Origin of the sequence: Streptococcus sp. K0074, from assembly GCF_048843365.1 — a bacterium.
Lineage (GTDB): Bacteria > Bacillota > Bacilli > Lactobacillales > Streptococcaceae > Streptococcus > Streptococcus mitis_BM.
Genome location: NZ_CP184836.1, coordinates 412884 through 427071 on the forward strand (window position 1 = coordinate 412884; position 14188 = coordinate 427071).

Sequence of the window (14188 nt, forward strand, 5' to 3'; positions counted from 1 at the left end):
GATAGGAGAAACCAATGAAAACTACAAAAGAAAGATTAGCAACAGCTATTCAGACATCTTTAAACGAAACTCTATCTTTTTATAAGACAAGTCTAACAGGCTTGACTGAGGAGCAGGTGGAGAAAAATCGTGACCTATATGGCGAAAATACCATCACAAAGGGTCAAGAAGACAGTATCCTCAAAAAGATTTACGAATCTATTATCAATCCTTTTACGATCATCTTACTGGTCATCGCCGTGATTTCCTTGGTGACCAATGTCTGGTTGGCAAAACCAGGTCAAGAAGATCCGACGACTTCTATTATCATCGTTGTCCTAGTCCTCATTTCTGGTGGCATACGCTTTGTCCAAGAACTCCGTAGTGATAAGGCTGCGACCAATCTATCAAAAATGATTGTCAACACAGCGACTATCATTCGTCAAGGAGAAATTCAAGAAGTACCTATCGATGATTTGGTAGTGGGTGACGTGGTTAAATTAAGCGCTGGAGACATGATTCCAGCAGATCTTCTTTTATTTGAGTCGCGCGATTTCTTTGTACAACAGTCGGGCTTGACAGGTGAAAGTGAATCGGTTGAAAAATTGTCCTTGACCAAGGCAACAGTTCAACAATCTGATAGTCTGCTAGAAGCAGAAGCGCTCGCCTTTATGGGAACCAATGTCTTATCTGGTAGTGCCAAGGCCGTGGTTTTAGCAGTTGGTGATGATACCATGATGGGGGCCATTGAGCAGACTTTGAACACCTATGACGAGCCTACTTCGTTTGAGCGGGAAATGAATAGTATTTCGTGGCTCTTGATTCGTTTGATGCTGGTCATGGTGCCCATCGTTTTCTTGTCCAATGGTTTAACAGATGGTGACTGGTTGGAAGCTGGCGTATTTGCTTTGAGTGTTGGTGTTGGATTGACACCTGAGATGCTTCCTATGATTATCACGGCCAGTCTAGCAAAAGGCTCCATCATTATGGCCAAGGAAAAAGTGGTTATCAAGAAACTCAATGCCATACAGGACTTAGGGGCGATTGATATTTTGTGTACAGATAAGACAGGAACTCTAACCCAAGACGAAATTGTCCTTGAATATCCCTTGGACATCCACGGACGCTTGGATTTGACCGTCTTGAGACGAGCTTATCTCAATTCTTATTTTCAAACGGGCTTGAAAAATTTGATGGACAGAGCCATCATCAAACGGACTGAAAAGGAAGCAAAAGAACACGCCCTCTTGCAAAATCTGGCTCAAACTTTTCAAAAAATAGATGAGCTTCCCTTTGATTTTGAACGTAGACGGATGAGTGTTATCGTTAAGGATGAACACGAGGTTGTTAGTTTGGTAACCAAGGGTGCCCTAGAGGAAATGTTGACGATTTCCAGTCATGCGGAATACCATGGAGTGATTACTCCCTTGACAGATGTTATTAGAGAAGAAATTTTATCAGAAGTCCGACAACTAAATCAACAAGGTTTGCGTGTCTTGGGAGTAGCCTATAAGTCAGGTTTGAGGGAAGGACATGCCTATACAGTTGATGATGAAGGGGATATGATTCTAACTGGTTATTTAGCCTTCCTAGATCCTCCTAAACCATCTGCAGCACCAGCAATTAAGGCTCTGTTAGAACATGGGGTTCAAACAAAGATTTTGACGGGAGACAACGAAAAAGTTACCCAAGCAGTCTGTGAAAAGGTTGGTTTGGATATCAATCAGATGCTGTTAGGATCTGAAATTGATCAGATGAGTGATCAAGAATTGGCCCAAGCCGTAGAGGAGGTAACCGTCTTTGCCAAACTTTCACCTGACCAAAAAGCGAGGATTATTTTGCAATTTAAGGCTAATGGTCATGCTGTAGGCTATATGGGGGATGGAATCAATGATGCTCCTTCTATGAAAGTTGCAGATGTGGGGATTTCTGTTGATACAGCAGTAGATATTGCTAAAGAAACGGCTGATGTTATCCTACTTGATAAGGATCTCATGGTGCTTGAAAAAGGACTTGTTGAAGGTCGTAAGGTCTATGCCAATATGACCAAATATATCAAAATGACAGTGAGTTCTAATTTTGGAAATATCTTATCCCTATTGGTCTCTGGAATCTTTTTGCCATTTTTACCAATGGCACCAGTCCATTTGATTATCCTAAATCTAGTCTATGATTTGTCTTGTATTGCCTTGCCTTTTGACAAGGTGGATAAAGATTTTTTGAGAAATCCGCATACCTGGGAAGCTAAGTCCATCACACGTTTCATGATTTGGATGGGACCTATCTCTTCTGCCTTTGATATTTTGACCTTTATTTTGCTTTATTTTATCATTGTACCCATGACAACAGGTCAAGCTTATGTTCATGGGGCAGAGTCTGCCGTAGGATTTATTGTCTTGTTTCAGACAGGTTGGTTTATCGAGTCCATGTGGTCACAGACCATGGTTATCCATATGCTGCGTTCAGCCAAAATTCCCTTTTTACAAAGTCGTCCAGCTTGGCTAGTCCTTGTGACAACCTTATTGGCTGCAGCCTTTGTGACCTTCATTCCCTACAGTCCACTCGCAATCCTACTTCATCTAACTCCTTTAAAACCGATTTATTTCATCTTTTTACTTTTCATCATTATTTTGTATATGATTAGCGTGACAATTGTGAAAAAAATTTATATCAAGAAATATCAAGAATGGCTGTAAATTTCATTTTGTCAAGAAAAAAGTACGAAAATGACGAAAAAAGTTAAAAAAATTTAAAAATAGGTCGCAAGTCGGATGTTTTTTATGGTATAATAGACTAAACTGATAGTAACATGTAGCGAAAGGGGTAGGTATATGATTAAAATTTATACAGTCTCAAGTTGTACTAGCTGTAAAAAAGCAAAAACCTGGCTCAATGCCCACCAGTTAAGTTATAAAGAACAAAACCTTGGTAAAGAAGGAATTACGAGAGAAGAATTACTGGATATTCTGACAAAAACAGATAACGGAATAGCCAGCATCGTTTCGTCTAAAAATCGCTATGCCAAAGCCCTTGGAGTGGATATTGAAGATTTGAGTGTCAATGAAGTCCTCAATCTGATTATGGAAACACCGAGAATTTTAAAGAGCCCAATCCTTGTGGATGAAAAACGCCTGCAAGTTGGCTATAAGGAAGACGATATTCGTGCCTTCCTACCACGCTCTGTCCGTAATGTAGAAAATGCAGAAGCACGTTTGCGTGCAGCTCTATAAACATCAAGACTGGGAGCAACTCCCAGTCTTATTTTAATTTCAAAAAGAAAGAAGAAAGAAATGAAAAAAATAGTTCTTGTTAGTCTAGCTTTCCTTTTTGTCCTGGTTGGTTGCGGACAGAAAAAAGAAACTGGACCAGCTACAAAAACAGAAAAAGATACGCTTCAGTCAGCATTGCCAGTTATTGAAAATGCTGAGAAGAATACAGTTGTCACCAAGACTTTGGTCTTGCCTAAGTCAGATGATGGTAGCCAGCAAACCCAAACCATTACATACAAGGACAAGACTTTTTTGAACCTAACCATTCAACAAAAGCGTCCAGTTTCTGATGAGTTGAAGACCTATATCGACCAACATGGAGTGGAAGAAACTCAAAAAGCTCTTCTCGAGGCAGAGGAGAAGGATGAGGCCATCATAGAAGCTCGTAAATTGGCAGGCTTTAAGCTTGAAACTAAACTATTGAGTGCAGCAGAACTTCAAACAACGACTAGTTTTGATTTTCAGGTTCTGGATGTCAAGAAGGCTTCTCAGTTAGAATATTTGAAGAACATTGGTTTAGAGAATCTCTTGAAGAATGAACCGAGCAAATATATTTCAGACAGATTGGCAAATGGCGCGACAGAACAATAGAAAATCCAAATAAATAGACTGCCTGAATTGTAGAAGGTAAGGAATTATGCTATAATGGTACTATTCTAAGGAAAGAGGGTGTTAGAATGGGATTTACTGAAGAAACAGTACGTTTTAAATTGGACGATTCCAATAAAAAAGAAATTAGCGAAACTCTGACTGATGTTTATGCTTCATTGAACGATAAGGGCTACAACCCAATCAACCAAATCGTAGGTTACGTATTGAGTGGAGACCCTGCCTACGTTCCTCGTTATAATAATGCACGAAATCAAATCCGTAAGTATGAGCGCGATGAAATCGTTGAAGAATTGGTCCGCTACTACCTTAAAGGACAAGGAGTCGATCTATAACCTATGAGAATTATGGGATTGGACGTCGGTTCAAAAACGGTAGGGGTGGCGATTAGCGATCCGCTCGGTTTTACAGCTCAAGGACTTGAAATCATCCAAATCAATGAGGAGCAAGGCCAATTTGGTTTTGATCGCGTTAAGGAATTGGTTGATACTTACAAGGTGGAACGATTTGTAGTAGGCTTGCCTAAAAACATGAACAATACAAGCGGACCGCGCGTGGAAGCTAGTCAAGCATACGGAGCAAAGCTAGAAGAGCTTTTTGGTTTACCAGTAGACTATCAAGATGAACGCTTGACAACAGTGGCTGCTGAGCGCATGTTGATTGAACAAGCAGATATCAGTCGCAATAAGCGCAAGAAAGTCATTGATAAGTTAGCAGCTCAGCTGATTTTACAAAATTATTTAGATAGAAAATTTTAATATAAAGGAGAGGCTATGTCACACGATCATAACCACGACCACGAAGAACGTGAACTAATCACACTAGTAGATGAGCAAGGAAACGAAACCTTGTTTGAAATCCTTTTGACCATTGACGGAAAAGAAGAATTTGGTAAAAACTACGTTCTTCTAGTACCAGTTAACGCAGAAGAAGACGAAGACGGACAAGTTGAAATCCAAGCTTACTCATTCATCGAAAACGAAGATGGAACAGAAGGCGAATTGCAACCAATCCCAGAAGACTCAGAAGACGAATGGAACATGATTGAAGAAGTCTTCAATAGTTTTATGGAGGAGTAAAAATGTTCAGTGAACATTTTTACCCCAGTTCCTTTAAATAAGAGAGAACTGGTAAGTCCAGTGGATGTTTTTACCCCACGTTAACATTTATAGTAGCTAGTTATTAGCTAACCAGGTAAGAGGTTGGGATGAAAATCCTGACCTCGTTTTTGTTAGTCATCATACTTTAGTGTGGTAATTGATTAGACTTTTATCAAGGAGATATGTATGTTTGAAGTGGAAGAATGGCTTCATAGTCGGATTGGTTTGAATTTTAGGTCAGGTTTAGGCCGAATGCAGCAAGCAGTGGATTTGTTAGGAAATCCTGAGCAGTCTTACCCTATTATCCACGTAACAGGGACTAATGGGAAAGGATCTACCATTGCTTTTATGAGGGAGTTATTTATGGGACATGGCAAAAAAGTTGCGACCTTTACCTCCCCTCATATCGTCTCCATCAATGACCGAATCTGCATTAATGGACAACCAATAGCTGATGCAGACTTTATCCGTTTAGCTGAGCAGATCAAGGAGATGGAAAAGACGCTTCTGCAAACCCATGACCAGTTGTCCTTTTTTGAATTGCTGACCTTGATTGCTTTCCTCTACTTTAGGGAGCAAGAGGTGGACTTGGTTTTACTAGAAGTGGGAATTGGTGGCTTACTTGACACGACTAATGTGGTAACCGGAGAGATTGCTGTCATCACCTCCATCGGACTTGACCATCAGGAGACTCTGGGTGATAGTCTAGAAGCAATCGCAGAGCAGAAAGCTGGTATTTTCAAGGTTGGTAAAAAGGCAGTGATTGCTAAGTTGACTTCAGAAGCTAGGCTTGTTTGTCAGAAAAAAGCAGACTCTTTAGCTGTTGACCTTTATCAGGCAGGTCAGGATTTTTCAATGCTGAATGGTGATTTTTCAAGTTCTTTGGGAACTTTTTCGCAGTTGAAAATAGGATTGGAAGGAGCTTATCAGCAGGAAAATGCGGCCTTGGCGCTACAAACGTTTCTTCTTTTTATGGGAGAAAGAAAGGAAGTTGTTGATGAGCAGGTTGTAAGACAGGCTTTGGAGAAGACCCATTGGGCTGGGCGTTTGGAGCGTATTCGTCCTCAGATTTACTTGGATGGTGCTCATAACCTCCCTGCCTTGACTCGCCTGGTGGAGTTTGTCAAAGAAAAAGAGCAGGAAGGCTATCGACCTCAAATCCTCTTTGGAGCCTTGAAACGTAAGGATTATCAAGGGATGTTAGGTTATCTGACTGAGAATTTGCCTCCGGTGGAACTCAAGGTGACTGGTTTTGACTATCAAGGTTCTCTGGATGAGACAGATGTAACAGGTTACCATGTAATTCCCTCTTACCGAGAATTTATCAGCAGTTTTGAAGAAAGAGCCGATACCAAGGACTTGTTATTCATTACAGGGTCTCTCTATTTTATCTCAGAAGTACGGAGCCACATACTGGGGCATGAGCAGATAAATTGACCTCTCTAGCAAGTCTTAGTCTCTTAGTAGCTTGTTCACAAAGAGTTCAACAGGTTCAACAACCAGCAGCTCAACCGCAATCACAACCTGTTGCTTCATCTTCCACAGCAAATACAAACCAGGCAACGACAAGTTCTTCACAAAATGCGCCTGAGGCTCAACCAACTAATATTGATGGGACTTATACCGGTCAGGACGAAGGAGACCGTATCACTTTAGTGGTAACTGGAACAACTGGTACCTGGACACAGGTTGAAACTGACGGGGAACAAGAAATCAAGCAGGTCAGCTTCGATGCAGCCAATCAACGCATGATTATTGGGGATGATGTCAAGATTTATGCAATCAATGGCAGTCAGATGATTATCGACGATATGGATAGAGAAGCGTCTGATCGCATTGTTTTATCAAAATAGACTAGAAGGAGACTGGATTTTTTGGTCTCTTTTGCTTTTGCTCAGAAAAATGATTATAAATACTTGCCTTCTACCGAATACCTGAGTTATACTAGTTTTAATTACCTGTTTTTATCATTCAAACTATCAAGGAGGGGATATGAAATATAGAAAATTTCAATTATTGATGTCCAAGTATGGCTTTAGTCTTTCGATTATGCTACTTGAACTTTTTCTTGTTTTTGGTCTCTTTCTCTATTTAGGGCGTATGGCCCCTATTCTATGGGTAATTGTCTTAATTTTTATGAGTATGGCGACTATTGTCGCAATTGTCAATCGTTCAATGACACCTGATAGTAAAGTGATGTGGTTAGTGGTGACTTTTGTTCCTGTCATCGGCCCCTTGCTCTATCTGATGTTTGGTGAAAGACGATTATCCAAAAAAGAAATCAAACAGTTGGACAAACTTGGTTCTATGCATTTTCGGGAGGATAACAGTAAAGCTCTCCGCCAGAAATTGAAGGAAGATGATAAGGCGGCTTACGGAGTTATCAAATCTTTGCTAAGTATGGATAGCAATGCCGATGTCTATGATCGAACAGATTCACAATTCTTTTCTTCGGGTGAAAGCATGTGGCAATATATGTTGGAAGACCTCAAGAAAGCTGAAAAGTTTATCTTTCTAGAGTATTATATTGTCGAAGAAGGTTTGATGTGGAATAGCATACTAGACATACTAGAGCAAAAGGCAGCTCAGGGTGTAGAGGTCAAGATGCTCTATGATGATATCGGCTGTATGGCGACTTTACCTGGAGACTATACTATTCAGCTTCGTAGTCGAGGAATTGAAGCCCATAAATTTAACAAGGTGGTTCCTCGCTTGACGGTGGCTTACAACAATCGTGACCATCGTAAAATTCTGGTCATAGATGGTCAGGTAGCTTATACAGGAGGTATCAACTTAGCCGATGAATACATCAATCATGTAGAACGCTTTGGCTATTGGAAGGATAGTGGGATTCGCTTAGATGGCCCTGGTGTCAAGGCTCTCACCCGTCTCTTTTTGATGACTTGGTATATCAATCGTGGGGAAATCAGCGATTTTGATCAGTATCACTTGGAAAATCAGCCTTGTTCTGGCCAAGGGCTCTGCATTCCTTACGGTAGTGGACCCAAGCCCATCTTCCGTACCCAGGTAGGGAAAAAAGTCTATCAAAGTTTGATTAATCAGGCCACTGATTCAGTCTTTATTACAACGCCCTATTTGATTATTGACTATGACTTAACAGAGAGTATTAAAAATGCGGCCATGAGGGGTGTTGATGTCCGCATTGTGACCCCTTTTATTCCAGATAAGAAATTAATCCAACTCATCACAAGAGGGGCTTATCCAGATTTGTTGTCAGCAGGAGTAAGGATTTTTGAGTATAGTCCAGGCTTTATCCACAGTAAACAAATCCTAGTGGATAAGGACTTTGCTGCAGTTGGAACCATTAACTTAGATTATAGAAGTTTGCTTCACCACTATGAAAATGCAGTCTTGCTATATAAAACAGAATCAATCACTGAGATTCAAAAAGATTTTCAAGAGATTTTTTCGGTATCGCAAGAAATTTTCCCTCATACGATAAAAAACAGCTGGTATCAAAAATTGATTAAGGAAATCGCCCAGTTATTCGCCCCTATCTTATAAGAAATCTAGGACTGAGGACACAAACCAGTCCTATTTTTCTTGCCTTTTACGAATAAGAAGATGTAGGAGGAAAGATGCTGACTCAGAAAGAATTGAACTATATCATGACATTTAAACAGACACATTTACACCGATTTCGAGAAATTGAAACCTTTGTGAAACTATGCAAAAAATCACTCAAACACCCATCGCAAGCTGACAATCCTAGGACTTTTTGATATACTAAGACAGATAAATTGAATAGGAGAAACGATATGAGTGTGTATGGTAGAGTAGAAGAAGTTCATCAGGAGAATCGTGAACCTCTAGAATACCAAATCGAACAAGAATCGCATCATCGTGAATCAAGTCGTCTTCCTTTGGTAAAAATTTTACTATGGAGTACGCTTGTAACAGGAATAACTCTAGGAGTACCGCTATTACTCGATTTAATGAGTGCACAGGAAGTGCAGGATTTTTATGCAGGTTGGGCCCTTCATCAGACAGGGAAGATTTACAGCGACTATTATGGAAGTCAAGGTTTGCTTTATTATTTGCTGACTTACGTGACTCAGGGCGGATTTCTCTTTGCTATCTTTGAGTGGTTAGCCTTGGTAGCAGGAGGATTTTTCCTCTTTCGATCGGCAGACACCTTGACAGAGCAAGGAGACCAAGCTGGACAACTGGTGACTATTTTTTACATGTTGGTTACAGGTCTTGCTTTTGGTGGAGGCTATGCGACTCTTTTAGCGCTTCCTTTCTTATTCGCGGCCTTTAGTTTAGTTGCGGCTTACCTAAGCAATCCAAGCCATGATAAGGGATTTGTACGGATTGGGCTGGCTTTGGCGGGCGGATTTTTCTTTGCTCCCTTGGCATCGCTCCTGTTTATTGCTGTAGTGAGTTTAGGCTTGTTGGTCTTTAACCTTGGGCATAGACGCTTTGCACATGGATTTTATCAGTTTCTTGCAGTGGCTTTAGGTTTTTCACTTGTCTTTTATCCAACTGCCTATTATAGTGTTGCAACAGGAAGTTTTGAGGATGCGATTAGTGGAATTTTGTATCCAATTAATTCCATTCGTTTGGTTTCTGTTTCGGCATTGTTAGAAAATGTTTTGTTTTATGGGTTGTTGGCTCTTGGCATGGGAGTTTTGGTTTTTGTCTTTTTAGGTCTCTTTCAATCTAAATCCTCTAAACTATATGTCATCTCAGTGCCTGCGAGTTTGTTCCTGATTTTAGGTTTGGTAGTGATTTTCTTTACACAGGATCCCCTACATGCCTCGCGTTTGATGCTCATTTTTCCTGTCTTTCTTCTGCTTTTAGTGTCCAATATCAAGGGGCAACAGAGTGGTCGTAGCGTTAGAAGAAGACGCAGAGAAGAGCCTGTTAGTCTCTGGCATCGCTATACTAAAGGAAATCTTTACCTACCGATTTTAACTTTGTTATATCTTTTGGTTATTCCTTTTTTGATGAGGTTTGTCCTTTATCCAGTACCTTATCAAGAACGTGATCGTCTTGCTGATTTGGTGAAAGAGGAGACAAGTACGGAAGATGCTATCTATGCATGGGATGATACTGCAACTCTTTATCGTAAGAGTGAGCGCTTGTCGCCATCGGCTATTTTGTCCCCGATGCACTATACAGCAACTGAGGAAAATCGGAATAAGCTACTCAATGACTTGAAAGAAAAACAACCCAAGGTGATTGTGGTGAATGATAAGGTATCAGTCTGGTCTGAAGTAGAAACAATTTTGAAAGAAAATTACCAACCAGTAAAGACAGATTACTCAGAATTCAAAGTCTATAAAATCAAATAACAAAATCAATATCTTGTGCATTTTTAAAAATTTTAGGATTTTTACCACAAGATATTGATTTTTCTTTTTAGAGTGGTATAATACTTTTTAGAAAGAACATTTTAGAAAAGAGCATGCATATGATTGCACTAGAAGAAAAAATTACAATTTTGCCAACTCTCTTCGTCGAGAAACGAGATGGGAGACGTGTTGTATTTGATGTAGACAAGATTGACAAGGCTCTCTACAAGGCAGCTGACAAGGTTATGGATGTGACACCCTTGGTTGAAAAGCGCCTAAATGCTCTGACCGAGCGAATTGTCACAGAAATTCATAGTCGCTTTCCAAAGGGAGTTAAGATTTACGAAATCCAAAATATCGTAGAACATGAACTCCTTGAAGCTAAAGAATATGCGCTGGCTGAAGAGTATATCACTTATCGAACACAGAGGGATTTTGAGCGCTCAAAAGCGACAGATATTAACTTTAGTATCCATAAGCTTCTCAACAAAGACCAGGCAGTTGTCAATGAAAATGCTAATAAAGACAGCGATGTCTTCAACACCCAGCGTGATTTGACAGCAGGGATTGTTGGGAAATCAATCGGACTGCAAATGCTCCCTAAGCACGTAGCCAATGCCCACCAAAAGGGGGATATCCACTATCACGATTTGGACTACAGTCCCTACACCCCTATGACCAACTGCTGTTTGATTGATTTTAAAGGTATGTTGGAAAATGGTTTTAAGATTGGAAATGCAGAGGTAGAAAGTCCCAAGTCTATCCAGACTGCGACAGCTCAGATTTCCCAAATCATCGCCAACGTTGCTTCTAGCCAGTACGGGGGATGTTCAGCTGACCGTATCGATGAAGTCTTGGCGCCTTATGCAGAGAAGAATTATCAAAAACACCTTAAGGATGCGGAAGAGTGGGTCTTACCTGAAAAACGGGAAGATTTCGCTTGGAAGAAAACGCAGAAAGACATCTATGATGCCATGCAATCTCTTGAGTATGAAATCAACACCCTCTTCACTTCAAATGGGCAAACACCTTTTACTTCGCTAGGTTTTGGTCTAGGAACCAATCGTTTTGAGCGGGAAATTCAAAAAGCTATCTTGAACATCCGAATCAAGGGTCTGGGTTCGGAACACCGCACAGCCATCTTCCCTAAACTGATTTTTACTCTGAAAAGAGGTCTTAACTTGGAAGAAGGGACTCCCAACTACGACATTAAGCAGTTGGCTCTTGAGTGTGCAACCAAGCGGATGTACCCAGACGTCTTGTCTTACGATAAGATTGTTGACTTGACAGGTTCTTTTAAGGTGCCTATGGGTTGCCGTTCGTTTCTTCAAGGGTGGAAGGATGAAAATGGTGTAGAAGTCAATTCGGGTCGTATGAATCTGGGTGTTGTGACGGTTAACCTGCCTCGTATTGCTCTTGAGTCTGAGGGGGACATGAATAAGTTCTGGGAAATCTTCAACGAGCGGATGAATATCGCTGAAGATGCTCTTGTTTATCGTGTCGAACGCACTAAAGAGGCGACGCCAGCGAATGCTCCTATCCTTTATCAGTACGGTGCTTTTGGGCATCGTCTAGGTAAGGAAGAAAGTGTTGACCAGCTCTTTAAGAATCGTCGGGCAACCGTTTCGCTGGGCTACATCGGTTTGTATGAAGTAGCGACTGTTTTCTTTGGTAACAGCTGGGAAAGCAATCCAGATGCTAAGGAATTCACGCTGGATATCATTCGCGATATGAAACGCCGTGTAGAAGAGTGGTCTGACCAATATGGCTACCATTTCTCTATCTACTCAACACCATCTGAAAGTTTGACAGACCGTTTCTGCCGACTAGATACAGAGAAGTTTGGTTCTATTCCTGATATTACAGACAAGGAGTACTATACCAACTCTTTCCACTACGATGTTCGTAAAAATCCAACACCGTTTGAAAAATTAGACTTTGAGAAAGTCTATCCAGAAGCAGGTGCGTCAGGTGGTTTCATCCATTATTGTGAGTATCCAGTCCTCCAGCAAAATCCTAAAGCCTTGGAAGCTGTCTGGGATTATGCCTATGACCGTGTGGGATATTTGGGGACCAATACACCAATTGACCGTTGCTACAAGTGTGATTTTGAGGGGGATTTTGAACCAACTGAGAGAGGATTTGCTTGTCCAAACTGTGGAAATAGCGACCCTAAAACAGTAGATGTGGTCAAACGAACTTGTGGGTACCTAGGTAATCCTCAAGCGCGTCCGATGGTTAATGGACGTCACAAGGAAATCGCAGCGCGTGTCAAACACATGAATGGCTCAACGATTAAAATAGCTGGTCACCAAGTAACCAATTAGAAAGAAATGAAATGGGAAAATATCAATTAGACGATAAGGGGCGCGCACAAGTGACCCGTTATCACGAGAAACACTCTAAAGGTGGAGCTGGTAAAAAAGAACGCTTGCTCAGCCTCAGAGAACAATTTTTAAATAAGAACAAGAAAAAATAAAAGTGATACTCAATGAAAATCAAAGAGCAAACTAGGAAGCTAGCCGCAGGCTGTACTTGAGTACGGTAAGGCGACGCTGACGTGGTTTGAATTTGATTTTCGAAGAGTATGAGAGTCAACCCTCGCTTTTCTCTTAGTGGGAGGTAAGGATGGAACTACGCAGACCAAGATTAGCAGATAAAGAAACAGTTTTAGAGATGATGGCAGAGTTTGAAAAGAACCAATCAGCCCATGACGGAGGATTTTGGGATACAGAGAACTTTGTGTATGAAGAGTGGTTGGAAAGTAATCAGAATCAGGAAATGGGGATTAATCTGCCTGAAGGATGGGTTCCCGCAATTCAGTTAGTAGCTTTTTCTGAGAAAGGTCAAGCAGTTGGATTTCTTAATCTCCGGTTGCGTCTCAGTAACTTTCTACTAGAAGAAGGTGGGCACATTGGCTACTCCATCCGACCGTCTGAAAGAGGCAAAGGTTATGCTAAGGAAACTCTCCGTCAGGGCTTGCAAGTCGCTAAGGAAAAGAACATCAAGAAAACTCTTGTGACCTGTAGCGTGAATAATTCTGCTAGTAGAGCAGTCATTCTAGCAAATGGTGGACTCCTTGAGGATGTTCGTGATGGAGTCGAGCGTTATTGGATAGAGGTGGCGAATGAATAATCCAAAACCACAAGAATGGAAAAGTGAGGAGCTCAGTCAAGGCCGTATCATTGACTACAAGGCCTTTAACTTTGTGGACGGAGAAGGCGTGCGCAACTCTCTCTATGTAGCAGGTTGCATGTTTCACTGCGAGGGGTGTTATAATGTAGCGACCTGGTCCTTCAATGCCGGAATTCCTTATACAGCAGAATTAGAAAAACAGATCATGGAAGATCTCGCTCAACCTTATGTTCAAGGATTGACCTTGCTGGGAGGGGAGCCTTTCCTCAATACGGGCATTCTCTTACCTCTCGTTAAACGCATCCGAAAGGAATTGCCAGAAAAAGACATCTGGTCTTGGACGGGCTACACTTGGGAAGAAATGATGCTGGAGACACAAGATAAACTGGAACTCTTATCACTGATTGACATTCTTGTCGATGGACGATACGATCGAACTAAGAGGAATCTCATGCTCCAGTTTCGAGGTTCTTCCAATCAACGAATTATCGATGTGCAAAAATCTCTCAAAAGTGGGCAAGTAGTGATTTGGGACAAACTCAATGATGGAAAAGAAAGCTATGAACAGGTGAAGAGAGAGTAACTTTCTTCCATAAAATACTTAAATAAATGACCTGTCAAAAAAGAAAACATTTTCATGTTAAAAATTTTAAAAAACAGCAACAAATCCCTTGCAATCGCAGGGGCTTTGTGTTATTCTATTATGGTGCTGTAAATTACAGCTTTAGCTTTGATGCAAGAGGTTGCGACACGCTCGGTTGCATTGCCACGCAACCCC

At 41.1% G+C, this 14188-nt stretch carries 14 protein-coding genes; all 14 read left to right on the top strand.

Annotation, left to right across the window (positions count from 1 at the left end; translation table 11 throughout):
• The first annotated feature begins 14 nt into the window (after window positions 1-14).
• Entirely contained in the window at window positions 15-2675 is a 2661-nt protein-coding gene (gene mgtA / locus ACN076_RS02120) for a magnesium-translocating P-type ATPase (RefSeq protein WP_420790055.1), read from the top strand.
• A gap of 135 nt (window positions 2676-2810) precedes the next feature.
• A complete protein-coding gene (spx, locus tag ACN076_RS02125; protein WP_000591165.1) occupies window positions 2811-3209 on the top strand; it encodes a transcriptional regulator Spx in 399 nt (132 codons plus the stop codon).
• A 60-nt stretch (window positions 3210-3269) separates the two neighbouring features.
• Window positions 3270-3839: an SP0191 family lipoprotein gene (locus tag ACN076_RS02130; RefSeq protein ID WP_203175615.1), complete on the top strand. Its 570-nt coding sequence runs from the start codon at window positions 3270-3272 to the stop codon at window positions 3837-3839.
• An 86-nt stretch (window positions 3840-3925) separates the two neighbouring features.
• A complete protein-coding gene (locus ACN076_RS02135; protein WP_000507059.1) occupies window positions 3926-4192 on the top strand; it encodes an IreB family regulatory phosphoprotein in 267 nt (88 codons plus the stop codon).
• Between the two features lie 3 nt (window positions 4193-4195).
• Entirely contained in the window at window positions 4196-4615 is a 420-nt protein-coding gene (gene ruvX / locus ACN076_RS02140; RefSeq protein ID WP_004239076.1) for a Holliday junction resolvase RuvX, read from the top strand.
• Window positions 4616-4630: 15 nt separating this feature from the next.
• Window positions 4631-4936 (top strand): DUF1292 domain-containing protein, encoded by a 306-nt coding sequence (locus ACN076_RS02145; RefSeq protein WP_000017620.1) that lies wholly within the window; start codon window positions 4631-4633, stop codon window positions 4934-4936.
• A gap of 207 nt (window positions 4937-5143) precedes the next feature.
• On the top strand, window positions 5144-6394 hold the full coding sequence (locus ACN076_RS02150; RefSeq protein WP_203175614.1) for a bifunctional folylpolyglutamate synthase/dihydrofolate synthase: 1251 nt from the start codon (window positions 5144-5146) through the stop codon (window positions 6392-6394).
• Entirely contained in the window at window positions 6391-6810 is a 420-nt protein-coding gene (locus tag ACN076_RS02155; protein ID WP_420790056.1) for an SP_0198 family lipoprotein, read from the top strand. Before ACN076_RS02150 ends, ACN076_RS02155 begins: the two co-directional genes overlap by 4 nt.
• Window positions 6811-6949: 139 nt before the next feature.
• Window positions 6950-8482, top strand: coding sequence for a cardiolipin synthase (gene cls / locus ACN076_RS02160; protein ID WP_420790057.1), 1533 nt, complete (start codon window positions 6950-6952; stop codon window positions 8480-8482).
• 254 nt (window positions 8483-8736) lie between these two features.
• Window positions 8737-10275: a damage-inducible protein CinA gene (locus ACN076_RS02165; protein WP_261066025.1), complete on the top strand. Its 1539-nt coding sequence runs from the start codon at window positions 8737-8739 to the stop codon at window positions 10273-10275.
• A 119-nt stretch (window positions 10276-10394) separates the two neighbouring features.
• Window positions 10395-12602: an anaerobic ribonucleoside-triphosphate reductase gene (gene nrdD / locus ACN076_RS02170; protein WP_420790058.1), complete on the top strand. Its 2208-nt coding sequence runs from the start codon at window positions 10395-10397 to the stop codon at window positions 12600-12602.
• An 11-nt stretch (window positions 12603-12613) separates the two neighbouring features.
• Window positions 12614-12754, top strand: coding sequence for a hypothetical protein (locus tag ACN076_RS02175; RefSeq protein ID WP_000521621.1), 141 nt, complete (start codon window positions 12614-12616; stop codon window positions 12752-12754).
• 149 nt (window positions 12755-12903) lie between these two features.
• Window positions 12904-13410, top strand: a complete 507-nt coding sequence (locus ACN076_RS02180; protein ID WP_420790059.1) for a GNAT family N-acetyltransferase — start codon at window positions 12904-12906, stop codon at window positions 13408-13410.
• On the top strand, window positions 13403-13993 hold the full coding sequence (gene nrdG, locus ACN076_RS02185; protein ID WP_420790060.1) for an anaerobic ribonucleoside-triphosphate reductase activating protein: 591 nt from the start codon (window positions 13403-13405) through the stop codon (window positions 13991-13993). Before ACN076_RS02180 ends, nrdG begins: the two co-directional genes overlap by 8 nt.
• Window positions 13994-14188 lie beyond the last annotated feature (195 nt).

Bases quoted from the DNA above. Each gene is read 5' to 3' on its own strand.
- mgtA (WP_420790055.1), top strand. From the start codon at position 15: ATGAAAACTACAAAAGAAAGATTAGCAACAGCTATTCAGACATCTTTA.
- spx (WP_000591165.1), top strand. From the start codon at position 2,811: ATGATTAAAATTTATACAGTCTCAAGTTGTACTAGCTGTAAAAAAGCA.
- ACN076_RS02130 (WP_203175615.1), top strand. From the start codon at position 3,270: ATGAAAAAAATAGTTCTTGTTAGTCTAGCTTTCCTTTTTGTCCTGGTT.
- ACN076_RS02135 (WP_000507059.1), top strand. From the start codon at position 3,926: ATGGGATTTACTGAAGAAACAGTACGTTTTAAATTGGACGATTCCAAT.
- ruvX (WP_004239076.1), top strand. From the start codon at position 4,196: ATGAGAATTATGGGATTGGACGTCGGTTCAAAAACGGTAGGGGTGGCG.
- ACN076_RS02145 (WP_000017620.1), top strand. From the start codon at position 4,631: ATGTCACACGATCATAACCACGACCACGAAGAACGTGAACTAATCACA.
- ACN076_RS02150 (WP_203175614.1), top strand. From the start codon at position 5,144: ATGTTTGAAGTGGAAGAATGGCTTCATAGTCGGATTGGTTTGAATTTT.
- cls (WP_420790057.1), top strand. From the start codon at position 6,950: ATGAAATATAGAAAATTTCAATTATTGATGTCCAAGTATGGCTTTAGT.
- ACN076_RS02165 (WP_261066025.1), top strand. From the start codon at position 8,737: ATGAGTGTGTATGGTAGAGTAGAAGAAGTTCATCAGGAGAATCGTGAA.
- nrdD (WP_420790058.1), top strand. From the start codon at position 10,395: ATGATTGCACTAGAAGAAAAAATTACAATTTTGCCAACTCTCTTCGTC.
- ACN076_RS02175 (WP_000521621.1), top strand. From the start codon at position 12,614: ATGGGAAAATATCAATTAGACGATAAGGGGCGCGCACAAGTGACCCGT.
- ACN076_RS02180 (WP_420790059.1), top strand. From the start codon at position 12,904: ATGGAACTACGCAGACCAAGATTAGCAGATAAAGAAACAGTTTTAGAG.
- nrdG (WP_420790060.1), top strand. From the start codon at position 13,403: ATGAATAATCCAAAACCACAAGAATGGAAAAGTGAGGAGCTCAGTCAA.